Source organism: Pseudomonas sp. 24 E 13 (assembly GCF_900004715.1).
GTDB classification, from domain to species: Bacteria; Pseudomonadota; Gammaproteobacteria; order Pseudomonadales; family Pseudomonadaceae; genus Aquipseudomonas; species Aquipseudomonas orientalis_A.
In genome coordinates, this window is record NZ_CVTO01000145.1 from 1 (window position 1) to 24,689 (window position 24,689).

The 24,689-nt window shown below is 58.2% G+C and carries 25 protein-coding genes; 7 read left to right on the forward strand and 18 right to left on the reverse strand.

From position 1 onward, the window contains the following. Window positions 1-1,427: SPFH domain-containing protein (locus BFP90_RS19940; RefSeq protein WP_065897869.1), on the reverse strand; the 1,427-nt coding region annotated here is incomplete at its 3' end. Window positions 1,428-1,737: 310 nt separating this feature from the next. Between BFP90_RS19940 and BFP90_RS19945 the strand changes: the two genes are divergently transcribed. The 6 genes from BFP90_RS19945 to BFP90_RS19970 are packed head-to-tail and all read left to right on the forward strand — an operon-like array spanning window position 1,738 to window position 7,419. After that, window positions 1,738-2,361: a CDP-alcohol phosphatidyltransferase family protein gene (locus BFP90_RS19945; RefSeq protein WP_065897794.1), complete on the forward strand. Its 624-nt coding sequence runs from the start codon at window positions 1,738-1,740 to the stop codon at window positions 2,359-2,361. Between the two features lie 11 nt (window positions 2,362-2,372). After that, entirely contained in the window at window positions 2,373-4,121 is a 1,749-nt protein-coding gene (locus tag BFP90_RS19950) for a bifunctional alpha/beta hydrolase/class I SAM-dependent methyltransferase (protein ID WP_065897795.1), read from the forward strand. A gap of 2 nt (window positions 4,122-4,123) precedes the next feature. After that, window positions 4,124-5,422, forward strand: a complete 1,299-nt coding sequence (locus tag BFP90_RS19955) for a phosphatase PAP2/dual specificity phosphatase family protein (RefSeq protein ID WP_065897796.1) — start codon at window positions 4,124-4,126, stop codon at window positions 5,420-5,422. Beyond that, complete coding sequence (locus BFP90_RS19960) at window positions 5,412-5,855, forward strand: hypothetical protein (RefSeq protein WP_065897797.1); 444 nt, start codon at window positions 5,412-5,414, stop codon at window positions 5,853-5,855. The genes BFP90_RS19955 and BFP90_RS19960 overlap by 11 nt, the downstream gene beginning before the upstream one ends. Before the next feature lie 9 nt (window positions 5,856-5,864). Then, window positions 5,865-6,485, forward strand: a complete 621-nt coding sequence (locus BFP90_RS19965; protein WP_065886684.1) for a lysophospholipid acyltransferase family protein — start codon at window positions 5,865-5,867, stop codon at window positions 6,483-6,485. A 1-nt stretch (window position 6,486) separates the two neighbouring features. After that, a complete protein-coding gene (locus BFP90_RS19970; RefSeq protein WP_065897798.1) occupies window positions 6,487-7,419 on the forward strand; it encodes a phosphatidate cytidylyltransferase in 933 nt (310 codons plus the stop codon). Window positions 7,420-8,015: 596 nt separating this feature from the next. Here BFP90_RS19970 and BFP90_RS19975 read toward each other — a convergent pair. Then, window positions 8,016-8,750: a hypothetical protein gene (locus BFP90_RS19975; protein WP_065897799.1), complete on the reverse strand. Its 735-nt coding sequence runs from the start codon at window positions 8,748-8,750 to the stop codon at window positions 8,016-8,018. A 167-nt stretch (window positions 8,751-8,917) separates the two neighbouring features. Then, window positions 8,918-9,961: a hypothetical protein gene (locus tag BFP90_RS19980; protein WP_065897800.1), complete on the reverse strand. Its 1,044-nt coding sequence runs from the start codon at window positions 9,959-9,961 to the stop codon at window positions 8,918-8,920. A 664-nt stretch (window positions 9,962-10,625) separates the two neighbouring features. Between BFP90_RS19980 and BFP90_RS19985 the strand changes: the two genes are divergently transcribed. Next, a complete protein-coding gene (locus tag BFP90_RS19985; protein WP_065897801.1) occupies window positions 10,626-10,838 on the forward strand; it encodes a DUF3077 domain-containing protein in 213 nt (70 codons plus the stop codon). 133 nt (window positions 10,839-10,971) lie between these two features. Here the strand turns inward: BFP90_RS19985 and BFP90_RS19990 are convergent, their stop codons facing one another. The 15 genes from BFP90_RS19990 to BFP90_RS20060 all read right to left on the reverse strand — a co-directional run bounded on the left by BFP90_RS19990 (window position 10,972) and on the right by BFP90_RS20060 (window position 24,675). Further along, window positions 10,972-11,331: a hypothetical protein gene (locus BFP90_RS19990; RefSeq protein WP_065897802.1), complete on the reverse strand. Its 360-nt coding sequence runs from the start codon at window positions 11,329-11,331 to the stop codon at window positions 10,972-10,974. 71 nt (window positions 11,332-11,402) lie between these two features. Next, window positions 11,403-13,235, reverse strand: a complete 1,833-nt coding sequence (gene glmS / locus BFP90_RS19995; protein ID WP_065886689.1) for a glutamine--fructose-6-phosphate transaminase (isomerizing) — start codon at window positions 13,233-13,235, stop codon at window positions 11,403-11,405. 10 nt (window positions 13,236-13,245) lie between these two features. Beyond that, entirely contained in the window at window positions 13,246-14,013 is a 768-nt protein-coding gene (locus tag BFP90_RS20000; protein ID WP_065897803.1) for a DeoR/GlpR family DNA-binding transcription regulator, read from the reverse strand. Between the two features lie 228 nt (window positions 14,014-14,241). Continuing rightward, entirely contained in the window at window positions 14,242-15,609 is a 1,368-nt protein-coding gene (gene glmU, locus BFP90_RS20005; RefSeq protein ID WP_065894357.1) for a bifunctional UDP-N-acetylglucosamine diphosphorylase/glucosamine-1-phosphate N-acetyltransferase GlmU, read from the reverse strand. Between the two features lie 123 nt (window positions 15,610-15,732). Continuing rightward, complete coding sequence (locus tag BFP90_RS20010; protein WP_003195825.1) at window positions 15,733-16,149, reverse strand: F0F1 ATP synthase subunit epsilon; 417 nt, start codon at window positions 16,147-16,149, stop codon at window positions 15,733-15,735. A 44-nt stretch (window positions 16,150-16,193) separates the two neighbouring features. Beyond that, a complete protein-coding gene (gene atpD, locus BFP90_RS20015) occupies window positions 16,194-17,570 on the reverse strand; it encodes a F0F1 ATP synthase subunit beta (RefSeq protein ID WP_065886692.1) in 1,377 nt (458 codons plus the stop codon). 27 nt (window positions 17,571-17,597) lie between these two features. Then, the gene (atpG, locus tag BFP90_RS20020) at window positions 17,598-18,458 is read right to left on the reverse strand and encodes a F0F1 ATP synthase subunit gamma (RefSeq protein WP_003195829.1); all 861 of its coding nucleotides are present in this window, start codon (window positions 18,456-18,458) and stop codon (window positions 17,598-17,600) included. A gap of 50 nt (window positions 18,459-18,508) precedes the next feature. Then, the gene (gene atpA, locus BFP90_RS20025; protein WP_003177064.1) at window positions 18,509-20,053 is read right to left on the reverse strand and encodes a F0F1 ATP synthase subunit alpha; all 1,545 of its coding nucleotides are present in this window, start codon (window positions 20,051-20,053) and stop codon (window positions 18,509-18,511) included. 21 nt (window positions 20,054-20,074) lie between these two features. Continuing rightward, window positions 20,075-20,611 (reverse strand): F0F1 ATP synthase subunit delta, encoded by a 537-nt coding sequence (locus BFP90_RS20030; protein WP_003195833.1) that lies wholly within the window; start codon window positions 20,609-20,611, stop codon window positions 20,075-20,077. Between the two features lie 12 nt (window positions 20,612-20,623). Continuing rightward, the gene (locus BFP90_RS20035) at window positions 20,624-21,094 is read right to left on the reverse strand and encodes a F0F1 ATP synthase subunit B (RefSeq protein WP_003195835.1); all 471 of its coding nucleotides are present in this window, start codon (window positions 21,092-21,094) and stop codon (window positions 20,624-20,626) included. A 56-nt stretch (window positions 21,095-21,150) separates the two neighbouring features. Continuing rightward, window positions 21,151-21,408, reverse strand: a complete 258-nt coding sequence (atpE, locus tag BFP90_RS20040) for a F0F1 ATP synthase subunit C (RefSeq protein WP_002555987.1) — start codon at window positions 21,406-21,408, stop codon at window positions 21,151-21,153. Window positions 21,409-21,541: 133 nt separating this feature from the next. Next, window positions 21,542-22,411: a F0F1 ATP synthase subunit A gene (gene atpB / locus BFP90_RS20045; RefSeq protein ID WP_057725770.1), complete on the reverse strand. Its 870-nt coding sequence runs from the start codon at window positions 22,409-22,411 to the stop codon at window positions 21,542-21,544. Between the two features lie 16 nt (window positions 22,412-22,427). Beyond that, window positions 22,428-22,835, reverse strand: a complete 408-nt coding sequence (locus tag BFP90_RS20050) for a F0F1 ATP synthase subunit I (protein WP_065897804.1) — start codon at window positions 22,833-22,835, stop codon at window positions 22,428-22,430. 160 nt (window positions 22,836-22,995) lie between these two features. Then, a complete protein-coding gene (locus tag BFP90_RS20055; protein WP_065894359.1) occupies window positions 22,996-23,868 on the reverse strand; it encodes a ParB/RepB/Spo0J family partition protein in 873 nt (290 codons plus the stop codon). A gap of 9 nt (window positions 23,869-23,877) precedes the next feature. After that, window positions 23,878-24,675 (reverse strand): ParA family protein, encoded by a 798-nt coding sequence (locus BFP90_RS20060; RefSeq protein WP_057725767.1) that lies wholly within the window; start codon window positions 24,673-24,675, stop codon window positions 23,878-23,880. Window positions 24,676-24,689 lie beyond the last annotated feature (14 nt).

A 24,689-nucleotide genomic window follows, 5' to 3' on the forward strand; every position in this document is an offset into this window, starting at 1 on the left:
ATCTCGTCGGCCAGGCTGGTGCGTTGTTCGCCGAGTAATTCATCAAGGGTGCGCGAGGCGAACTCATGCACCAGGATCCGGCTGGCGGTGCTGCGAATCAGGGTCGGGACATCGGCGCTGTGGTAGGTGGCGGCCAGCGCCGCCTGGTCCGTCAGGCCGATGCGATAGACGAACCGCACGTCCATATTGACGATCTGGAAGCTCTGCTTGTCACCGCTGCTGCTGGCGATGACCTGGGATTTATCATTCACATGGCTGGCGTCCCACAGGCGGTTGGCGATCAGCGGCGCCTGACCTTCGGCGCTGGCCAACTCAGGTGCGGCCGTTTCGCTGACGCTGGTCGCCAGCTCATGCACCACGCCGTTCTCTACATTCAACACGCGGCCCAGCGGCCAGGGCAACCCGGCGTGCAGGCCCGGGCCGAACACCTCTACCGGTTTGCCGAAACGCTCATAGATTCCTCGGCCCTGCAAAGGCACTTCATGCACGCCCGTCAGCGCCCAGCCTACCGCGAGCACCACCAGCAGCACCGGCAGGAACGCGCGGCGCATGTAGGTAAACGCCCAAATCTGGCGCAGGTCGATGCCAAAGCGGTTATGCAATTCATGCTGCAACGCCAGCAAGGGTTGCGGTGGCCAGCGCAGCAGGCCGGCGACAAAGCTCTGCGCGATCAGGCGCGGTTCGAGGCGCGGCTGGCGCGGGCTGAACAGCGACAGCACGCCGCGCAGCAGGAACTCCAGCGCCACCAGCGCGGGCAGCAGGCCGATCAGCACTGCCAGGCGCAACGGCCACACCGACTCGGCACCGGCGAACAGCAGGCAAATCGAGCTGACCAACAGGCAACCGATCGCCACGCGGCACAGCTGCGCCAGGGCTGAGGCTTCAGGCCATTGCGCAGGTGTTTGCTGGGCCAGGCGCCGCTCGAACACCAGCAAACCGAACGCCAGCGCCAACCCCAGCGCCGCGCCGATGCTGGCGGACTGACCGGCGGCTGCGGCGGGTAGCGTCAGGTTCCAGAATTCGATGATGCTGATCAGCGCCAACAATGACCAACCGCACAACCACAACACCGGCGCGCCAATCTGATCGCTGACGCGCTCAACCAGGCGAGCGTAGCGGCCGGTTTCTGTAACCGGCGCATCAACCGCCGGCTCTTCCAGCGCCTGGGCCCGCCAATCGGCGACCCACCACGCCGACTGCAGCCCGGCGACCAGCACCAACAGCGCCGATGAGCAATTGATCAGCACCACCGGCCAGATCGATACCGGTGCAAACAGCGCGACAAACAGCGCCAATACCCACCCGGTGACGGCCACGGCCGTCAGGCTGATGCCGGCTTGCCTCAATCGACGGGCATGGAACACCCCTTGCTGAAAGCGCGGCAGGCCTTCAACCGAAGCGCCGTCAGCTTCTAGATCCACTTGCATCCACTCAACGCCCGCTTGTACATAATTCGTTACGATATAACACAGGGCGTGAAATTTTTGTTCGCTTTTGGCCACGCCGCCGATCCTTGTGGGAGGAGGCTTGCCCCCGATGGCCATGGGTCTGTTAAAACAGGTGTTGGCTGACACACCGCTATCGGGGGCAAGCCCCCTCCCACATTTGAATCTGCGCTTTCTCGAGACCGTGACTAAACCCCCATAAACACGCGACATCACTGGTGCACGCTGCAATTAATCGGCACACTCCAGAACAGCTTTTCGCGGGTCCACGGACAAGGAAGCATCACCCCTCATGATCTCCATCTATCAGCTCAAGCCGCGTTTTCAAAACCTGCTGCGCCCCCTCGTGCAACGCCTCTATGACAACGGCACCACCGCCAACCAGATCACCGTGCTGGCCGGCGTCATTTCCGTGCTGGTGGGCCTGCTGATCGCCGGCTTCGCCCAGCATCTCTGGCTGTTTGCGCTGATCCCGCTGTGGATGATCGTGCGCATGGCTCTCAACGCCATTGACGGCATGCTCGCGCGGGAATTCGGCCAGCAGTCACGTCTGGGCGCCTACCTCAATGAACTGTGCGATGTGATCGCCGACAGCGCATTGATTCTGCCGTTTGCGCTGATCCCCGGCGTGAGCCTGGCGCCCGTGCTGCTGGTGACGTTGCTCGCGGTGTTCAGCGAATACGCCGGCGTATTGGGGCCGATGGTGGGCGCATCGCGCCGCTATGACGGGCCGATGGGCAAGAGTGACCGGGCGTTCGTACTCGGCGTGCTGGCCACTGGCGTGGCGCTGGGCTGGCTCGGCGCCGGCTGGGTCGAGACGGTGATGTGGCTGGTCGCCGCCCTGCTGGCCTACACCCTGGTCAACCGGGTGCGCCACGGCCTCAAGGAACAATCAGCAACCTCACCGATTGCATAAGGATTTTTGCGATGCGCGAACAGCAACAGCACACCTTCAGCACCCATGATGGCGTCGAGCTTTTTTACCGGCACTGGCCGGCTACGGCAGACGCCGGGCCGCGCAAGGGCATTGTGTTGTTCCATCGCGGTCATGAGCACTCAGGTCGAATCGCGCACCTGGTGGACGAACTGGGCCTGCCCGACTTTGACTTCTTCGCCTGGGACGCCCGTGGCCACGGCCAATCCCCCGGCGAGCGCGGTGACAGCCCCAGCTTTGCCACCAGCGCCCGCGACGTACAAACCTTCTGCGACCACATAGGCGCCGCCTACGGTATCGACGAGGAAAACCTCGCCGTTGTCGCCCAAAGCGTCGGCGCGGTGATCGCGGCCACCTGGGTGCATGACTACGCACCCAGGATCCGCGCCCTGGTACTCGCCTCCCCTGCCTTCAAGGTCAAGCTGTACGTGCCTTTCGCCCGCCCGGGCCTGGCACTGATGCGCAAGTTTCGCGGCAACTTTTTCGTCAACAGCTACGTCAAGGCCAAGTTCCTCAGCCATGACCCGCAGCGCGTGGCGTCCTACGACAGCGATCCACTGATCACCAAGGCCATTTCGGTGAACGTGCTGCTGGGCCTGTACGAAGCGGCCGACCGGGTTGTAGCCGATGCCCAGGCCATTCAAGTGCCGACCCAATTGCTGATCTCCGGCTCCGACTTCGTGGTGCACCGCAAACCCCAGCAGCAGTTTTTCGAGCGTCTGGGCAGCCTGAAAAAAGAGCTGCATGTGCTGCCCGGTTTCTTCCACGACACCCTCGGTGAACGTGACCGCGCCACGGCCGTCAACAGCGCCAGGCGCTTTATCCTGCAAAACTTCACGCAACCGCTGGACCGCGCCAGCCTGCTGGACGCCGACAAACTGGGCGCTACCTGCGCCGAATCCGAAGCCCTCGCCGCACCGCTGCCGCGCAATTCCCTGCGCGACCTGTACTGGCGCATGACACGCGCCAGCATGGGCCTGGGCAAGAACCTGTCCGACGGGGTGAAACTGGGCTTCGACACCGGCTTCGATTCCGGCAGTACCCTGGATTACGTGTACCGCAACACGCCCACCGGCAAAGGCGCGCTGGGGCGGATGATCGACACCAACTACCTGAACTCCATCGGCTGGCGCGGTATTCGTCAACGCAAGCTGAATGTCGAAGAGCTGCTGCGCCTGGCCATGGCCCGGTTGCGGGCGGACGAGCGCGACGTGCGCATCGTCGATATCGCCGCCGGCCACGGGCGTTACATCCTGGAAGCGTTGCAGGGTGTAGCGCCGCTGCCGGAATCGATCCTGCTGCGCGACTACAGCGACATCAACGTGCGCGACGGCAGTGCGCTGATCCGTGAAAAAGGCCTGGGAGACATTGCCCAGTTCATCAAAGGCGATGCGTTTGACCGGGCGAGCCTGGCGGCGCTGGCGCCCAAGCCGACGTTGGCGGTGGTGTCCGGGTTATATGAGTTGTTTGCCGATAACGCGATGGTCGGCGGTTCGTTGGCGGGCCTCGCCGAAGCGGTGGAGCCCGGCGGGTATCTGGTCTACACCGGCCAACCGTGGCACCCGCAGTTGGAACTGATCGCCCGCGCCTTGACCAGCCACCGCCAGGGCCAGGCCTGGGTGATGCGTCGGCGCAGCCAGGCGGAAATGGACCAACTGGTGGAGGCTGCGGGCTTTCGCAAGATCACTCAGCGTGTGGATGAATGGGGCATTTTCACCGTGTCCCTGGCGCAGAAGATCTGAGCATGCGCGAACCCGGCTTATTCAAACCAGCGCTTCTCTGGCTGCTGCTGTTGGCACCGCTGTTTTTCAGCACCTACGGCCTCGCCACCTGGGTCACCACCCAACGCAACGATGTGGGCACGCTGGTGTTCGGCTGGGAAACCCACATGCCGTTCTGGGCCTGGACCATCGTGCCTTATTGGTCCATCGACCTGCTCTACGGTTTCTCCCTGTTGCTGCCGAGCACCCGCCACGAACTCAGGCAACATGCCCTGCGCCTGCTGACGGCCCAGGTGATTGCCGTCAGTTGCTTCCTGATCTGGCCGCTGCGCTTCACCTTCGAACGACCGGAACTGGATGGCGTGTTCGGCTGGTTGTTTGCGGTGCTGGCGGGCTTCGACAAACCCTTCAACCAGGCGCCTTCACTACATATCGCGCTGCTGGTGATCCTGTGGGTGGTTTACCAGCGGCATACCCAGGGTTTCTGGCGCTGGGCAGTGCACGGCTGGTTTGCACTGATCGGTATTTCCGTACTGACCACTTATCAACATCACTTTATCGACTTACCCACAGGCGCCCTCGCCGGCTGGTTGTGCGTGTGGCTCTGGCCGCTGGAACATCCCAACCCTCTGCGCAATGCCCGACTGACACGCGACTCTAAACGCGGTTGGCTGGGTGCGCGCTACGCCCTTGGCGCGCTGGCGCTGATGCTGCTCGCGCTGGCCTTGGGCGGTTGGGGGTTATGGCTGCTGTGGCCGGCAGTATCGCTGGGTTTGGTCGCGACCAACTACTGGCTCCTGGGTGCCGAGGGCTTTCAGAAACGCAGCGATGGCCAGCTGACCTCAGCCGCGCGTTGGCTGTATGCGCCTTACCTGGCGGCCGCCTGGATCAATTCGCGGCTGTGGACACGTGGTCATCCACAGCCTGAACCGATTGTGGATAACGTCTGGCTGGGGCGGATTCCAGCCGCCGGCGAGCAACAGCCATTCAAGGCCATCGTCGATCTCTGCGCCGAACTGCCGATTGATCCACAGGGACGCCGTTATCAATGCATCCCTGTTCTGGACCTGATTGCGCCAACCTCCGCCGAATGCCTGCAAGCCGCCCAGGCCATCGAACGCTTGCGCTCGGACGGGCCGCTGCTGGTGTGCTGCGCCCTGGGCTACTCGCGCAGTGCCACGGCCATCGCTGCCTGGCTGTTGCACAGCGGGCGCGCGGCGACGATCGATCAGGCGCTGGCTATTATTCGTACAGCACGCACCCGTGTGGTCCTGCATCCTGCACATCGCTTGGCTTTGGAGGGTTTGCCCCATGCCCGCTGACATGGAACTGCACGTAGTTGCCAGCCTGCTGCGGCGTGGCCGTTCGCTGGACCAGTTATCCACAGGCCTGACAGTGGTCGGTGTGCTGTTCGGCCTGGCCCAGTTGCTGATGGCGAGCGTTTCGACGATCTGCCTGCTGCTGGCCTTGTGGATGATCATCCTGGGGCTTCTACAGAAATACTGGGCGCTGCGCGTCGCGTTCGACGCCGATTTGTTCGCCCTGCTGGCCCGCGACACCCAGCGCACCGCCGACCTTGACCAAGCCATGCAAACCCTTGGCCTGCAATCGGCCGAGCGCGCTGGCAGGCCCTGGACCGAACGCCGTCGTGGTGCACTCAAATTGCTGGGCAAACAGGCCTGGCTGCTTGGCGCGCAAGTGCTGCTGACCCTGGGCGTAATACTTGCCAGCCCTTGGCTACCTTTCGCCGGATAAGGAGTTCCCATGTTCGAACCCGTGGTCGCCACACTGATTACCTCCATGGCCCGCACCGTCACGGGCGCTCGCAGCCTGTGGCTGGGTTGCGCGCCAGTGCCGGTGCAACGCATTTATTTCGCCAATCACAGCAGCCACGGCGACTTCGTGCTGGTATGGGCATCGCTGCCGCAGAACCTGCGCAAATTCACCCGCCCTGTGGCCGGCAGCGACTACTGGAATAAAAGCGCGCTGCGCCGCTACATCATCAACCGCGTGTTCAACGGCGTACTGATTGATCGCGAGCGCAAGGACCCTGTGGATAACCCGCTGCAACCAATGCTCGCTGCGCTGGAAGGTGGCGACTCGCTGATCATCTTTCCTGAAGGTACGCGCAATCTGGAAGACGGCCTGCTGCCGTTCAAAAGCGGCTTGTATCACTTGGCAAACAGTTACCCACAGGCCGAGTTGATCCCGGTGTGGATAGCCAACCTCAACCGCGTGATGCCCAAGGGGCGTGTCCTGCCATTACCGCTGTTATGCACAACCAGTTTCGGCGCGCCTCTGCAGTTGGAAGAAGGCGAAGACAAAACCGCGTTCCTTGCCCGCACTCGCGACGCCCTGCTCGCCCTCGCCCCGGAGCACTCCTGAGATGGATAGCCAAACCCTGATGTTATTCGGCGGGATCGGCGCGATCCTGGTCACCGCCTCACTGATCGGCCTGATCCTCAAGCTGCGCACCCGTGGCAATCCCAATGCGGTGATCGACAACCTCAACGCGCGCATCAACGCCTGGTGGGTGATGGTGGTCGTCATCGGTATTGCCTTCTGGCTCGGCACCGGCGCGGTGATCCTGCTGTTCTACGCGGTGTCGTTCTACGCCCTGCGCGAATTCCTTACCCTCACGCCGACCCGGCGCAGCGACTACCCGGCCCTGGTAGCGGCGTTCTACCTGGCCCTGCCGCTGCAGTACGTGCTGATCTACGCCGATTGGTACGGACTGTTCTCGATCTTCATCCCGGTCTACGTGTTCCTGCTGCTGCCGATCCTCGCCTCCCTGGGCGGCGACAGTACCCACTTCCTGGAGCGCGCATCGAAGGTGCAATGGGGCCTGATGATCGCAGTGTTCTGCGTGTCGTTCGTCCCGGCGCTGCTGACGCTGGACATCCCCGGCTATGAAGGCCGCAACCTGCTGCTGATTGCCTACCTGGTGATCGTGGTGCAACTGTCCGACGTGCTGCAGTACGTGTGCGGCAAGCTGTTCGGCAAACACAAGATCGCGCCCAACCTCTCGCCGTCGAAAACCGTGGAAGGTTTTGTCGGCGGGATCCTGCTGTCATCCCTGATTGGCGCGGCGCTGTGGTGGGCCACACCGTTCAATCCCTGGCAGTCATTCCTGATCGCGCTGCTGATCAACCTGCTGGGCTTTGCCGGCGGGATTGTGATGTCGGCGATCAAACGCGATCGTGGGGTGAAAGACTGGGGACACATGATCGAAGGGCACGGCGGCATGCTGGATAGGCTGGATTCGGTGTGCTTTGCCGCGCCGATTTTCTTCCACCTCGTACGCTACTGGTGGACCTGAGCCATCCCCTTTCTCAAAACCAATGGAGATCAAACTGTGGGAGGGGGCTTGCCCTAATGCCAGTTCAGTTAAGGCTTTTTGTAGGAGCGAGGGGGCGCCTAGCTCTTGCTCGCGAAAAACTCACAGGCACCGCGCTCATTCAGAAAGTACGCGTTATCGTTGACGTTTTTCGCGAGCAAGCTCGCTCCTGCAAACGGCGGTGTACGCTTAACTAACTGACATTAGGGCAAGCCCCTTCTACATTTAGAACGCAGCGCATCCTTGAAGTGAGCGAATCCAGAGCGCAAAAAGGGGCTGTTGAAAACAGCCCCTGATTTCAGAAAAAATAGTGCAACTTAAGGGCACGCAGAAACCGGCAACAGCATGAATAGGTGGTGAAGCGGAGATATCAATATAGATTGACGACACTCTCCCCGTTCTTGACAAAATGACGCGGAACCAAAGAATATACTTTGATACAAGTAGACCTACCGAAGCCAGCTCGAGATGGGCCAACGAAGAACATCCTTACCAACTGAAATGACCGTTGATACAACCTCTTGCTTGGAACACATTATATAGCTACTCCCATTGGCTTTAGGCCACAAAAACAATCCTCAGATGGAATCTTGGGATAAGTAGCTAGACTCCAAATCACAATTTGATCCTGGAGTCTGCGATATCCAATCATCAGAGGGCTCGATAACCATGAATCTCACCCCAGGACCACACACCTTTAATAAGTGCTTGCCATTGAAGCTATTAATCAATATCCCACTGCTTTTCGCCTTAGAGTTACTAAGCACCACTATCTCAGCATCGTAAAAACCTTTAGACGAATATAAACTTAAAAACGAAACAAAAAGAGTTCCTAGAGCAAACCCTATGAAAGAGAGTAATGCATACACGACAGCTTCTCTTCTAGACATTGACCACGAAAGAAATCCAGCTAAATTAACTCCAGCAGAAGCAAAAAAATAAAAATACGCATATTGACTGAAAGTTTTTTTGCTGACCCCCACATACATTAGTATAAAAAATACTAGCCACATCAAAAGCCAAAGTCGATTACTGACATTTATTAAAATTTTCTTGTGATCCGGAGATATACAATAGGCTATTGCTGCTGCACTCGAAAAAACTGCAACAGTGCTCATCCCCTCAAAAACAAAGTCGTTAAATCCGTGCAGCCCCAGGACCCATATACATTCCAAAAAGTAGTATAGAACGAATAGTTTTGCACCTCCGGCCAAAAAAGACATAAACGTTAATATCCCGGCCCCGCCCGCGACCCTACCAAGCAACTGAATAATATGCTCGCCACTCGGCAGGTCACCGTTTACATCTTTCATAGCTATCTCCTTTTTAACGCAGAGGCTAACCTCCGTATCCTTTCCTGAAAATGGAATGGCTCACCACCGCATCGGAGCCCGTATTCGGTCCATTAGCAGCTTGTGACTGCCAACTCCGGTCGAGACACATCGGAGATGCCACCAAATATGATCTCGTAACGCACAGATTAGCTGGTTCTCGCCCGTATTTCAGGTTGCACGTCATGCGATGCCTGCGGCTCCAAATAGATGCCAAACGGCTTATCGAACGCACAAAAAACATTTAAGTGGGCCAGCCAGACGCAATGTTCATTAAACGTGCGTAACATGCTCATATCATCCATGACATAGTCAACATGGACAACATTATTTTGCCTAAAGTCATGCTCCTTGAGCTTGGAGCTGATGCCTATTAAATTTTGAGTTCTTATGTCTATGTTTGTAACAAGAACAAAAGAACTTGAATCCAAATTGAACATCTGAACCTGCGTACCCTCCCCATATCTAAGGTCAATTATCTGATCACAAAGTAAAATCCCCCTATCCTTTACGTAATCCGAGTATCGGTAGACTGAAAAGCTCTTAATTGCATTTGAATTATTAAAAAGCCCCCACATCAAATCCTCGACAAGATTCAGCTTTCCTTTAACAGGCTGTAATATCAAAAGATACAACACTTTAAGCCAATCAATATATTCTTCCTCGGAAATCTTGAACTCCGCACATATTTTTTCTACCTGCGGTCGATAGGCGCCGTCGAGAGATTTAAAATGCGCCCTGAGCGCTTCATCGGCAGGCACAGCACCACGCAACTCTCTAAACATTGCAAGAGTACGCCTGATGGTGTAGGGATTTCTCAGTGTATTTATGAGCTTAAGCTGGTATAGTCGAACCAGTTCACTGCCTAAGGTTTCAGGCGCCGAGGAGTCTAGCTTCTGAAGGAGGGACTGCACCAAAAGGGAGCTAGCATTTTCATATTTGAAAAAGGCATCTTCTAAATTGTGCTGCCCACCGCTCTCAAGTACGTTCAGAGTAAACAAGTCTGTCCTGCAGAAGTTCTCCTCAATTCTCACGCTTTTGGGCGAGCTTGCCTTTAGTTTTGGATCCTCCTTGTGGAGGATGTCAAAGCTATAGATGCGCTGGTTTTTATTTTTTACCTTCTTGTCGATAGCATTTAGACGCTGCTCTGCCTGAGAGATAAAATGATGATTTCTAGCTAGACTTTCCTTCACATTTCCTCCTAGAAGAATATTTGATTGCTTTATTTATAGATTAACTGGCTGGGCTATATAACGGTATTTAAGGACCCAGGTCTATTTCCAGTTATCTATCGAGCGTCGATGGAGAGAAGAATGGGCTCGTTCTCACCGACTCCGTATGTTTGAAACGGTAAGCTAGAAGAATCTCATTTGTTGGTAGCACTAACAATCAACTGACGCTTGATACCGCAGATCTTCCCCGAGGATAGGAAGCCGCTAAGAGCAGCCGCCAGGTCAAGGTCGGTCTATGGGTAGTCCCCCCTCATTGTTTTTGTAGCGCTTTCAGGATTTAAGCAATGTCTGAAACTGGCGCTCCTACCTTCGCCGTCCCTTTCTTTCGCAGGACATTTCCGAGAGAATCCCAACCACTTGCGCCCTACGTTTTCGGTGGCTAGTCTGCGTTCGTCACTACCAATTAAGTGACCGGGTTTAGCAGCTCGAACGTTAACATTGGGCGCACAAGCGCCATCACAAGCATGGCGTTTTTTTCTGCCAACGCTTTATGGTGGCTGTGCGCAGGGCACCTTCGGGTGCGTCGGATTCCCAATGTTCCGGCCTGCTAACCTGCGTACAGCTGCCACCCATTGTTTAGCAGCGATGTCTGGCAGCTCCAATTAATTACATTGGAGTTACCGTAATGAGCAAAGTAAGGCCCGATCCACCGCATCCGTTTTTCATCACCCATCCTGAACTCAGCTTCGAGGACGCCTTGGCCTACGCCTCCGATCTGCTTCACTGCGCTGAGCAGTTACTCGATTGCCGGCAGGCAGCCGGTTATCTAGTTGAAATGGCCAAGGTGATGGTAGACCGGTCGTTGGACTGCATTGCTTCAGCAGACGTGGGCGCATAGCGTCGTAGGAGCGCGCTTGCTGGCAAGGGCGTAACGCGCAAAGATTGTTGCCAGGTGGCGTTCTCAGGTTTTTCGCGAGCAAGCTCGCTCCTACAGTAAGTGCGGTGCAGCCTAGCCCTGAACTACGGGCTCTTTAAGCAGTGATTTCGACATAGCTAGACTCTCCGCCTCCTGTCGCACCCGATAGCCAGCCCCAAACAAAACTCAACGTCGTGCGCCCAGCGTGATCCACGCCTACCGTCCCACGTGACCAGCCAGCAAGCAGTTCCCCTTCCAGGGTCAGGCACTGATACAGCAGCTCGATGGTATCTGGACCGGTCACCCGTCCGACTTGAGTGCCCAGGCGAATCCGGCCGCCCTGATAAGTGCTCGAAATCGCGTCACCTTCGACCAGGTAGTGAAACACGGTGCCGGTGCCGGACAGTCCTTGAGCGTTGTTGGCGACCACAAACCGACGATTGTGCAGACGTGCGTAGACAGTAGGATTTTGCATCAGTCAGCTTCCTTTGATCGGGACGTAAAAAGGGGCTGTCGAAACAGCCCCTTTCGGTACACCAGTCAGGCTTATTCCACCGTCACCGACTTCGCCAGGTTGCGCGGCTGGTCAACGTCGGTGCCCTTGAGCACGGCGACGTAGTACGACAGCAACTGGAGCGGAATGGTGTAGAGGATCGGCGACAGGGTGTCGTGGATGTGCGGCATGTTGATCACATGCGTGCCTTCACCGTTGGTCATGCCGGCCTTCTCGTCCGCAAACACAATCAGTTGGCCACCACGGGCGCGTACTTCCTGCAGGTTGGACTTGAGCTTTTCCAGCAGTTCGTTGTTCGGCGCCACGGTGACAACCGGCATGTCGTCATCCACCAGGGCCAGTGGGCCGTGTTTCAGCTCGCCGGCCGGGTAGGCTTCGGCGTGGATGTACGAGATTTCCTTGAGTTTCAGCGAACCTTCCATGGCCACCGGGTATTGCGCGCCACGGCCGAGGAACAGGGTGTGGTTCTTGTCGGCAAACAGTTCGGCGACTTTTTCCACGGTGCCGTCCATGGCCAGGGCTTCGCCCAGGCGGGTCGGCAGGCGGCGCAGTTCTTCCACCAGGGTGGCCTCAACGCCTTCGGCGAGGGTGCCGCGTACTTGACCGAGGGACAGGGTCAGCAGCAGCAGGCCGACCAGTTGGGTGGTGAAGGCTTTGGTCGAGGCAACGCCGATTTCGCGACCGGCCTGGGTCAGCAGGGTCAGGTCCGATTCACGCACCAGGGAGCTGATGCTGACGTTGCAGATCGCCAGGCTGCCGAGGAAGCCCAGTTCCTTGGCGTTGCGCAGGGCGGCCAGGGTGTCGGCGGTTTCGCCGGACTGGGAGATGGTCACGAACAGGGTGTCGGGCTGCACCACCACTTTGCGGTAGCGGAACTCGCTGGCAACTTCGACCTGGCACGGGATGCCGGCCAGTTCTTCCAGCCAGTAACGCGCAACCATGCCGGCGTGGTAGCTGGTGCCGCAGGCGACGATTTGCACGTTGCGCACTTTGGCGAACAACTCGGCGGCTTGTGGGCCGAAGGCGTTGACCAGCACCTGGTTCTGGCTCAGGCGACCTTCGAGGGTGCGCTGTACCACGGAAGGCTGCTCGTGGATTTCCTTGAGCATGAAGTGGCGGAACTCGCCTTTGTCGGCGGCTTCGGCACCGTCGCGGTATTGCACGGCTTCGCGCTCGACGGACTGACCGTTGATGTCCCAGATCTGCACGCTTTCACGGCGGATGTCAGCGATATCGCCTTCTTCCAGGTACATGAAGCGGTCGGTGACCTGGCGCAGGGCCAGTTGGTCGGAGGCGAGGAAGTTCTCGCCCAGGCCCAGGCCGATCACCAGTGGGCTGCCACTGCGCGCGGCAACCAGGCGGTCCGGCTGGCTGGCGCTGATCACGGCCAGGCCGTAGGCGCCGTGCAGTTCCTTGACCGTGGCCTTGAGGGCGGTTGTCAGGTCGCTGTGATCCTTGAGTTTGTGGTTGAGCAGGTGGGCGATGACTTCGGTATCGGTGTCCGAGGTGAATACGTAGCCCAGGCCCTTGAGTTGTTCGCGCAGCACTTCGTGGTTTTCGATGATGCCGTTGTGCACCACGGCCAGGTCACCCGAGAAGTGCGGGTGAGCGTTGCGCTCGCACGGCGCACCGTGGGTGGCCCAACGGGTGTGGGCGATGCCCAGGCGGCCTGCCAGTGGCTCACCAGCCAGGGCCTGGTCCAACTCGCTGACTTTGCCCGGACGGCGCATACGCTCCAGCTTGCCGGCGTTGGTGAAGACCGCCACACCGGCGCTGTCATAGCCACGGTATTCCAGGCGCTTGAGGCCTTCGATCAGGATGGCCGTCACGTTACGTTCGGCGACTGCGCCAACAATTCCACACATGGTATTTCTCCTAGATGACTGCCGCGCATATCAGCGTAATGCCGCGGGCTTGGATCTGGTCGCGGGCCTCGAGCGGCAGGCGATCATCGGTGATAAGGGTATGGACACTGCTCCAGGGCAGTTCCAGGTTGGGAATCTTGCGGCCGATCTTGTCGGATTCGACCATCACCACGACTTCACGGGCGACCTCGGCCATGACGCGGCTCAGGCCCAGCAATTCGTTGAAGGTGGTGGTACCCCGCTGCAAATCGATGCCGTCGGCGCCGATGAACAGTTGATCAAAATCGTAGGAACGCAACACCTGCTCGGCGACCTGGCCCTGGAACGAGTCCGAATGCGGATCCCAGGTGCCGCCGGTCATGAGCAGCACCGGTTCATGCTCCAGCTCGCTCAAGGCGCGGGCCACATTCAGCGAGTTGGTCATGACCACCAGTCCGGGTTGATGGCCCAGTTCGGGGATCATCGCGGCGGTGGTGCTGCCGCTGTCGATGATGATCCGCGCGTGTTCACGCAGGCGCACCACGGCGGCGCGGGCAATCGCGCGCTTGTAGGCCGAGACCGGCTGGGCCGCGTCGCCCACAAGTTCCTGAGGCATGGTGATTGCGCCACCGTAGCGGCGCAGGAGCAGGCCATTACTTTCGAGGGCGGCCAAGTCCTTGCGGATGGTCACCTCCGATGTTTCGAAACGCTTGGCCAATTCGTCCACGCCGACTTCGCCCTGTTCATTGAGCAAGGTCAGGATGTTGTGGCGACGTTGGGGGGTATTTCGTTTCGACATGGGAGTGATAAGTTTCGTTTCGAAAGATAACGAAGGCAATCAAAACCTATTGGCGAAAGATCGTCAAGCGGGGAAGACAACTATTTTTGAAGCAACACAGAAAAATGTGGGAGGGGGCTTGCCCCCGATAGCGGTTTATCAGTCAGCCCTTTATTGACTGACCCACCGCTATCGGGGGCAAGCCCCCTCCCACATTGGAGTTTTGTTGCTGCCAAGGGCGTGGATAGATCAGGTCTTCTTGATTTTGACCGGGCGTTTCCAGCCGTCGATGTTGCGTTGGCGCGCACGGGCCACGGCCAGTTGCGACTTATCCACATCCTGGTTGATGGTTGAGCCCGCTGCGGTGTTGGAACCATCACCGATGGTTACAGGAGCAACCAGCGAGTTGTTGGAGCCGATGAATACGTCTTCACCAATCGTCGTCTGGTATTTGTTGGCGCCGTCGTAGTTGCAGGTAATTGCTCCGGCGCCAATGTTGCTGCGAGCACCGATCACCGCATCACCGAGGTAAGCCAGGTGGCCGGCCTTCGCCTCGTCGCCCATTTTCGCGTTTTTCAGCTCGACGAAATTACCAACGTGCGCCCGCGCGCCCATCACCGTTCCCGGACGCAACCGTGCAAACGGCCCGGCATCGCTGCCCTCGCCCATCACCGCACCGTCGATATGGCTGTTGGCCTTGACCACCACGCCTTTGCGCAAGGTGCTGTCCTTGATCACACAGTTAGGACCGATCACCACGTCGTCTTCGATGATCACGCGGCCTTCGAGGATCACGTTGATATCAATCAACACGTCGCGGCCCACCGTCACTTCACCACGCACATCGAAACGCGCCGGGTCACGCAGGGTGACGCCCTGGGCCATCAGGCGGCGGCCTTCGCGCAGTTGGTAGTGGCGCTCCAGCTCTGCCAGCTGCTTGCGGTCGTTGGCGCCCTGCACTTCCATTGGGTCGTGAGGTTGCTCGGTGGCGACCACCAGGCCGTCACTGACCGCCATCTCGATAACGTCGGTGAGGTAGTACTCGCCTTGGGCGTTGTTGTTGGACAGGCGGCTCATCCAGTCGCCCAGCTTATCGGCCGGCACGGCGAGAATGCCGGTATTGCCTTCAGTGATGGCGCGCTGGGCTTCGCTCGCGTCCTTGTGCTCGACGATCGCGGCGACCTTACCGTCGGCGTTGCGCACGATGCGTCCGTAGCCGGTGGGGTCGTCCAGCTCAACGGTGAGCAGGCCCATCTGGCCCGGCACCACATGCTTGAGCAGGCGTTGCAGGGTTTCCACTTCGATCAGCGGCACGTCACCGTAGAGAATCAGCACGGTGTCAGCGGTAATGAACGGCACGGCTTGCGCAGTGGCGTGGCCGGTGCCCAGTTGCTTGTCCTGCAATACGAAATTCAAGTCGTCTGCGGCCAGGCGCTCACGTACCACATCGGCACCGTGCCCGATGACGACGTGAATGCGTTGCGGATCCAACTGCCGGGCGCTGTGGATAACATGACCGAGCATGGAATTGCCTGCGACCGGGTGCAGCACCTTGGGCAGGGCTGAACGCATGCGGGTGCCCTGGCCTGCGGCGAGAATTACGATTTCAAGAGACATGAATGGCTACCAATCCTGGGCGGTCCGGCTTCAGACCAGAGAAGTGTTTTGCAAAAAAAGAAAAAGGGTAGCCGAGGCTACCCTTTTTAATCAATCACGCGTGAAGCGTAACGGCAAAGCCGCTTACTTCTTGCGGATCTGCTGGAGCGTACGCAGCTGCGCTGCAGCTTCGGCCAGACGGACTGCAGCAGCGCTGTAGTCGAAGTCTGCGCCTTTTTCGTTCAGCGCCTTCTCGGCAGCCTTGACGGCTTCCTGAGCGGAGGCTTCATCCAGGTCGCCGGCACGTTGTACAGTGTCGGCAAGTACCTTGACCATGTTCGGCTGAACCTCGAGGAAACCACCGGAGATGTAAAACACCTCACGTTCCCCGCCTTGCTTGGTCAGCGTGATCGGACCTGGCTTCAAGCTGGTAATCAGCGGAGCGTGACCCATGGCGATACCAAGATCACCCAGGTCACCGTGCGCTGTTACAAACTCGACCAGACCGGAGAAGATTTCCCCTTCCGCGCTGACGATATCGCAATGGACTGTCATAGCCATCTGATTGCCTCAACCTGATGAGCGCCCGTTTCCGGGCGCCAGGATTACAGTTTCTTGGCTTTCTCGATCGCTTCTTCGATGCCGCCGACCATGTAGAACGCTTGTTCTGGCAGGTGGTCGTAGTCACCGTTGAGGATGCCTTTGAAGCCAGCAATGGTGTCTTTCAGGGAAACGTATTTACCCGAGGCACCGGTGAAGACTTCAGCCACGAAGAACGGCTGCGACAAGAAGCGCTGGATCTTACGAGCACGGTTTACCAACTGCTTGTCGGCTTCCGACAGCTCGTCCATACCCAGGATCGCAATGATGTCCTTCAGTTCCTTGTAACGCTGCAGCACGTACTGAACGCCGCGAGCGGTGTCGTAGTGCTCCTGGCCGATCACGTTCGGGTCCAGTTGGCGCGACGTCGAGTCGAGTGGATCGACCGCTGGGTAGATACCCAGGGAAGCGATGTCACGGGACAGAACGACGGTGGCGTCCAAGTGGGCGAAGGTGGTGGCAGGCGACGGGTCGGTCAAGTCATCCGCAGGTACGTATACCGCTTGGATCGAGGTGATCGAACCTTCCTTGGTCGAAGTGATACGTTCCTGCAGAACGCCCATCTCTTCAGCCAGGGTCGGCTGGTAACCTACTGCCGAAGGCATACGGCCCAGCAGTGCGGATACTTCAGTACCGGCCAGGGTGTAACGGTAGATGTTGTCGACGAACAGCAGAACGTCGTTACCTTCGTCACGGAACTTCTCGGCCATGGTCAGGCCGGTCAGTGCTACGCGCAGACGGTTTCCCGGCGGCTCGTTCATCTGACCGTAAACCAGTGCCACTTTGTCCAGAACGTTGGAGTCCTTCATCTCGTGGTAGAAGTCGTTACCCTCACGGGTACGCTCACCCACACCGGCGAACACGGAATAACCGCTGTGCTCGATGGCGATGTTACGGATCAGTTCCATCATGTTTACGGTCTTGCCTACACCGGCACCACCGAACAGACCGACTTTACCGCCCTTGGCGAACGGGCATACCAGGTCGATAACCTTGATGCCGGTTTCCAGCAGGTCGTTGCCGCCCGCTTGCTCGGCGAACGAAGGTGCTGGACGGTGAATGCCCCAGCGCTCTTCGGTGTCGATCGGGCCCGCTTCGTCGATCGGGTTGCCCAGTACGTCCATGATCCGGCCCAGGGTCGCTTTACCGACCGGTACGGAGATGGCAGCACCAGTATCGACAACGTCCAGACCGCGCTTCAAGCCTTCGGTGGAGCCCATCGCAATGGTACGAACTACGCCGTCGCCCAGCTGTTGCTGAACTTCCAGAGTAGTGTCCGCGCCTTGTACTTTCAGCGCGTTGTAGATGCTCGGTACGCTGTCGCGTGGGAATTCCACGTCGATAACGGCGCCGATGATTTGAACGATACGTCCGCTACTCATAGCTGGATCCTCTGAATATTTGAACCGTTAAACCGCGGCAGCGCCGCCGACGATTTCCGAGATCTCTTGGGTGATCGCAGCCTGACGCGCCTTGTTGTAGATCAGCTGCAAATCGCTGATCAGATCACCGGCGTTATCGGTAGCGTTTTTCATCGCGATCATCCGCGCCGCTTGTTCAGCTGCGTTGTTCTCGACCACCGCCTGGTACACCTGCGACTCCACGTAGCGCACCATCAAGCCGTCAAGCAGCTCTTTGGCGTCTGGTTCGTAGAGGTAGTCCCAGTGGTGCTTGAGTTCCTGATCCGGGGTCGCCACCAGTGGAATCAATTGCTCCACGGTTGGCTGCTGGGTCATGGTGTTGATGAACTTGTTGGATACCACGGACAGGCGGTCAATCCGGCCTTCCAGATACGCATCCAGCATCACCTTCACACTGCCGATCAAATCATTGATCGACGGCTCTTCACCCAGGTGGCTGATAGCTGCAACGACGTTACCGCCGAAGTTACGGAAAAAGGCCGCACCCTTGCTACCCACAACACACAGATCGATCTCGACGCCGTTTTCGCGGTTTACCGCCATGTCCTTGACCAGGGCCTTGAACAGGTTGGTATTCAAGCCACCGCACAAACCACGGTCACTGCTCACTACCACATAACCGACACGCTTGACGGCGCGCTCGATCATGAACGGGTGGCGGTATTCCGGGTTGGCGTTGGCCAGATGCCCAATTACCTGGCGGATACGCTCCGCATAAGGACGGCTAGCAGCCATGCGCATTTGTGCCTTGCGCATTTTGCTGACCGCCACTTTTTCCATGGCGCTGGTAATCTTTTGCGTGCTTTTGATGCTCGCAATCTTACTGCGAATCTCTTTTGCGCCTGCCATGTAACACCTATCAGGTTAGCAAGCGGGAGCCTTGCGGCTCCCGCTGCGGCTTACCAGGTTTGGGTGGCCTTGAACTTCTCGATACCGGCTTTCATGCCAGCGTCGATATCGTCATTGAAGTCACCCTTCACGTTGATCTTCGCCATCAATTCGGCGTGATCGCGGTTGAAGTAAGCAATCAGCGCTTGTTCAAAGCTGCCGACCTTGGCGATTTCAACGTCGGTCAGGAACCCACGCTCAGCGGCATACAGCGACAACGCCATGTCAGCGATCGACATCGGGGCGTATTGCTTCTGCTTCATCAGCTCGGTAACGCGCTGACCATGCTCAAGTTGCTTACGGGTCGCTTCGTCCAGGTCAGAAGCGAACTGGGCGAATGCCGCCAGTTCACGGTACTGAGCCAGAGCGGTACGGATACCACCGGAGAGCTTCTTGATGATCTTGGTCTGAGCGGCACCACCCACACGGGATACCGAAACACCGGCGTTCACTGCAGGACGGATGCCTGAGTTGAACATGGCCGATTCCAGGAAGATCTGACCGTCGGTGATGGAAATCACGTTGGTCGGAACGAACGCGGAAACGTCGCCAGCCTGGGTTTCGATGATCGGCAATGCGGTCAGGGAACCGGTTTTGCCGGTCACTGCGCCGTTGGTGAACTTCTCTACGTATTCTTCCGAAACGCGGGATGCGCGCTCCAGCAGACGGGAGTGGAGATAGAACACGTCGCCTGGGTAGGCTTCACGGCCTGGTGGACGGCGCAGCAGCAGGGAAATCTGGCGGTAAGCCACTGCTTGCTTGGACAGATCGTCATAAACGATCAGCGCGTCTTCACCGCGGTCGCGGAAGAATTCACCCATGGTGCAACCGGAGTACGGTGCCAGGAATTGCAGCGCAGGAGATTCCGAAGCACTGGCAGCCACGATGATCGTGTTGGCCAGGGCGCCGTTTTCTTCCAGCTTGCGAACCACGTTGGCGATGGTCGATTGCTTCTGACCAATGGCTACGTAGACGCAGAAAATGCCGCTGTTCTTCTGGTTGATGATCGCGTCGATGGCCAGAGCGGTTTTACCGATCTGACGGTCACCGATGATCAGCTCACGCTGGCCACGGCCGACAGGGATCATGGCATCCACAGCCTTGTAGCCAGTCTGTACAGGCTGGTCTACCGACTTACGCCAGATCACGCCTGGAGCAACTTTCTCGACCGCGTCGGTCTCGGTGTTGCCCAGTGGACCTTTACCGTCAACAGGGTTACCCAGTGCGTCGACTACGCGACCCAGCAGTTCCTTACCAACCGGAACCTCCAGGATGCGGCCAGTGCACTTGGCGCTCATGCCTTCGGCCAGACTGGTGTATGCGCCCAATACAACGGCACCTACGGAGTCTTGCTCCAGGTTGAGGGCCATACCGTAGACGCCGCCCGGAAACTCGATCATCTCGCCGTACATGACGTCGGCCAGACCGTGAATCCGCACGATGCCGTCAGATACGCTGACGACAGTGCCTTCGTTACGGGCTTGGGAGGTCACATCGAGCTTGTCGATGCGGCCCTTGATAATTTCACTTATTTCGGAAGGATTGAGTTGCTGCATTGCTCTGCTGCCCCTTCAAACTCAAGATTTCAATGCTTCGGCAAGTTTCGCGATTTTTCCGCGAATCGAGCCATCGATAACCAGGTCGCCGGCACGGATAACGACACCACCAATCAGGGATGCGTCCTCCGAAGCTTGCAGGCGCACTTCCCGATTGAGTCGTGCACTGAGAACCTTGGCGAGTTTGTCTTGCTGTTCTTGGTTCAATGCAAAAGCACTGGTCACTTCAACGTCTACCGATTTCTCTGCTTCGGCCTTGTACAGGTCGAACAGAGCGGCAATCTCCGGCAAGAGCGGGAGACGGTCGTTTTCGGCAATGACGTGAATGAAGTTCTGCACTTTCACATCAAACTTGTCGCCGCACACTTCAATAAAAGTGGCGGCCTTGTCTGCGCTCGTCAGGCGCGGGGCCTTGAGCACGCGCTGCATGGTGTCGTCTTGCGACACTGCTGCAGCCAGGCCGAGCATGGCTGACCAAGAGGCCAGCTGCTGGTGGGCCTGGGCGTGCTCGAAGGCTGCCTTAGCGTAAGGTCGGGCCAACGTGGTCAGTTCTGCCATGATCGCCCTCGCTTAAATTTCAGCAGCCAGTTTGTTAACCAGCTCCGCGTGCGCGTTTTGATCGATTGTGGCACCGAGGATCTTCTCGGCACCGCCGACCGCCAGAGCACCCAGTTGGGCACGCAGCGCGTCTTTGACGCCGTTCAGTTCCTGTTCGATCTCGGCATGAGCCGAAGCCTTTACACGGTCAGCTTCGACGCGGGCTTTTTCAACAGCCTCTTCGACGATCTGGTTACCGCGCTTCTTGGCTTGCTCAATGATCTCGGCTGCCTGTGCTTTAGCTTCGCGCAGTTGCTGACCCACTTTCTCGTGGGCCAACTCCAGGTCGCGAGCTGCACGGCTGGCAGCGTCCAAACCGTCCGCGATCTTCTTCTGACGTTCGTGCAAAGCCGCGATGACCGGAGGCCACACGAACTTCATGCAAAACACTACAAAAATGAAGAACGCAACGGATTGGCCAATCAGGGTTGCATTAATGTTCACGCCAACACCTCGCTCATTCGTTGTCCATCACCCCAATCACTCGAAAAGTCGAGTGATCAGCCAGCGAGTTGACCAACGAAGGGGTTCGCGAAGGTGAAGAACAGTGCGATACCAACGCCGATCATGGTCACGGCGTCGAGCAGGCCGGCAACGATGAACATTTTAACTTGCAGCATTGGAACCATTTCCGGCTGACGCGCTGCGCCTTCCAGGAATTTGCCGCCCAGCAGGCCGAAACCAATGGCAGTACCCAGGGCGCCCAGGCCGATCAACAGTGCAACAGCGATAGCGGTTAGACCAACTACAGTTTCCATCTTTCCTCCCGACTTTTACGTCGTATGGTTTAGGTTTTTTAGATTTTAAAGCGGTAAAACAAATCGTTTCATAGCCCTGGAGGGCCACCTTCCCGTTTGACCGGGAAGGACATCAGACTAGTCGAGACTGGTCTTAATGGTTCTCTTCGTGCGCCATCGACAGGTAGACGATGGTCAGCATCATGAAGATGAAGGCCTGCAGGGTGATGATCAGGATGTGGAACACAGCCCACGCCCACTGCAGAACGATGCCCAGGCCGCTAAGCCAGAGCAGACCGCTGCCGAACATCACAGCGATCAGAATGAACACCAGCTCGCCGGCATACATGTTGCCGAACAGTCGCAAGGCCAGGGAAATCGGCTTGGCAACCAGGGTCACGAATTCCAGCAGGAAGTTCACCGGGATCAGCAGGGCTTGAACGAAGATGTTCTTGCTGCCGAACGGGTGCAGGGTCAGTTCGCCGATGAAGCCGCCGATGCCCTTGACCTTGATGCTGTAGAAAATGATCAACGCGAACACCGACAGGGCCATGCCCAGGGTAGCGTTCGGGTCAGTGGTCGATACGGCACGGAACGGAATGTGCGCATCGCCGGAGATCAGGATGGCCAGCTGAGGAATCCAGTCAACCGGGATCAGGTCGACGGCGTTCATCAGGAACACCCAGACGAAGATGGTCAGTGCCAGCGGTGCGATCACCGGGCTGCGGCCATGGAAGCTGTCTTTCACGCTGCCATCGACGAATTCGACCAATACTTCAACGAAGTTCTGCAAAGCACCTGGCTGACCGGAAGTCGCCTTTTTTGCCGCCATGCGGAAAATCAGGACGAAGATCAGACCCAATGCGACCGACCAGCCCAGAGTATCCAGGTGGAAGGCCCAGAAACCCATTTCCTTGGCTTCTGCTGCGGTGTGGGCAAAGCCCCAGCCGCCGTTGGGAAGCTGACCGAAGGTCAGGTTCTGCAAGTGGTGCTGGATATAGCCCGAAGCGGTTGTTTCTGCCATGGTTGCCTCAAACGCCCTAAGGTTTCGAAAGTCTTGTTTTCATTAGCAGGGGAGCGAACCAGCTGACCAATTGGGTCAACACGAAGACGCCGAATACAGCCAGCGGCGCCAATGGCTTCACACCTGCAAAGGTCAGTGCGAACAGCACTGCCGTCAAAATCAGTTTCCCCGCCTCGCCGGCATAAAAAGACCGGACGATGGCCTGGGCTGCTCGGGCGCCGGAAAACCGAAAGGCCCTGTGAGCAAAATACATATTGGGCAGCAAGGCTATCAGGCCTCCGCAGAGTCCTGAATATCCGGCTACGACTCCATGCCAGTACCAAAGCGCCAATGCGGCGATCAGCAAAACGACAAGTTGCGTCAATAAAACCGGAAAAACAGCCAAGCGATGGAACGGCAACGTGTTTGGCGTGCGGGTTTCCATCACTCTTGCTCCTCAATGGTCGGCTGCCGGAAATCAATAACTTGGCATACTTTGTGCCGACAAAATGCGCGCAGAGTATAGGGGCGGTTCTGCCCCTATTCAACTGCCGGGTAGTGATTTCCGATCACACGCTACATGAGCAAATGTTTCTGCGAATGTTTCAACGGATGTGGGAAAGGACGCCTTGAAGCTCATCGAGGGAGTTATATCCGATGACCAATTGCCCTTTGCCTTTCTTGCCGTGGCGAATTTGTACCGCAGAGCCTAGGCGCTCGGCCAGGCGCTGCTCAAGGCGCGCGATGTCCGGATCAGTTTTGACGGTTTCGACCGGTGCAGGTTTGCCGCTCAACCATTGGCGAACCAGGGCTTCGGTCTGACGAACGGTAAGCCCGCGTGCGACAACGTGTCGCGCCCCTTCAACCTGTTGATTTTCCGGCAAACCGAGCAAAGCACGGGCGTGACCCATTTCCAGATCGCCGTGGGACAACATGGTCTTGATGACTTCCGGCAACGCGATCAGGCGCAGCAAGTTGGACACGGTCACGCGGGATTTGCCCACCGCCTCGGCCACTTGTTGCTGTGTCAGCTGGAACTCCTGCTGCAGACGTTGCAACGCGATCGCTTCTTCGATCGGATTGAGGTCTTCACGCTGGATGTTTTCGATCAGCGCCATGGCGATGGCGGTTTCATCCGGCACGTCGCGCACCATCGCCGGGATGGTGTCCTTGCCCGCCTGCTGGCTGGCGCGCCAGCGGCGTTCGCCGGCGATGATTTCAAAGCGGCCGCCGCCAATGGGGCGCACCACGATCGGTTGCATCACCCCTTGGGCCTTGATCGAGTTGGCCAGCTCTTCCAGTGCCTGCGGGTCCATGTCCCGGCGCGGCTGGTATTTACCGCGCTGGATCAGGTCCAGCGGCAGGTGCTGCAGCTCACGCTCGTCGGCCTGCACCGCTTGCTCTTCCAGCGAAGTGACGGTCGGACCACTCAGGAGTGCATCCAGTCCACGTCCGAGACCTCGTTTTTTGACGGCCATGGGGATTCCTTAAGTTGGCTGGGCTGCAGCGGTGCGTGAATTGCGACGTTGGCGACGCACCATCTCACCGGCCAGCGCCAGGTAGGCAATGGCGCCACGGGATGATTTGTCGTAGGCCAGCGCCGGCATGCCATAGCTTGGCGCTTCGGCCAGGCGGATGTTGCGTGGAATCACCGTGTCGTAGAGCTGGTCGCCGAAATGCTCCTTGAGCTGCGCCGACACATCGTTCATCAGGCTCAGGCGCGGGTCGTACATGGTCCGCAGCAGGCCTTCGACTTTCAGGTTCGGGTTGAGCAATTCGGCGATACGCTTGATGTTATCCACAAGGTCGCTCAAGCCTTCGAGCGCAAAGTACTCGCACTGCATGGGGATAATCACCCCGTCGGCGGCCACCAGGGCGTTGAGCGTGAGCATCGACAGCGACGGCGGGCAGTCGATCAGGATGTAGTCGTAATTCTCGCGGATGGGCGCCAGGGCGCTGCGCAGACGGCTTTCCTTCATCTGCATTTCCAGCAGCACCACTTCCGCCGCCGTCAGGTCGCGGTTGGCCGGCAGCAGTTGATAACCGCCGTGCTCGGAGTAGTGCATGGCCTGACCCAGGTCGCACTCGCCAATCAGCAAGTCGTAGACCGAGTTTTCCAGGCCGTGTTTATCCACACCGCTACCCATGGTGGCGTTGCCCTGTGGATCGAGATCGATCAACAGCACCCGGCGCTTGGTCGCGACCAGGGATGCTGCGAGGTTGATGCAGGTGGTGGTCTTACCCACGCCACCTTTCTGGTTCGCTATCGCGAATACCTTAGCCATTCTTGCTTGTGTTC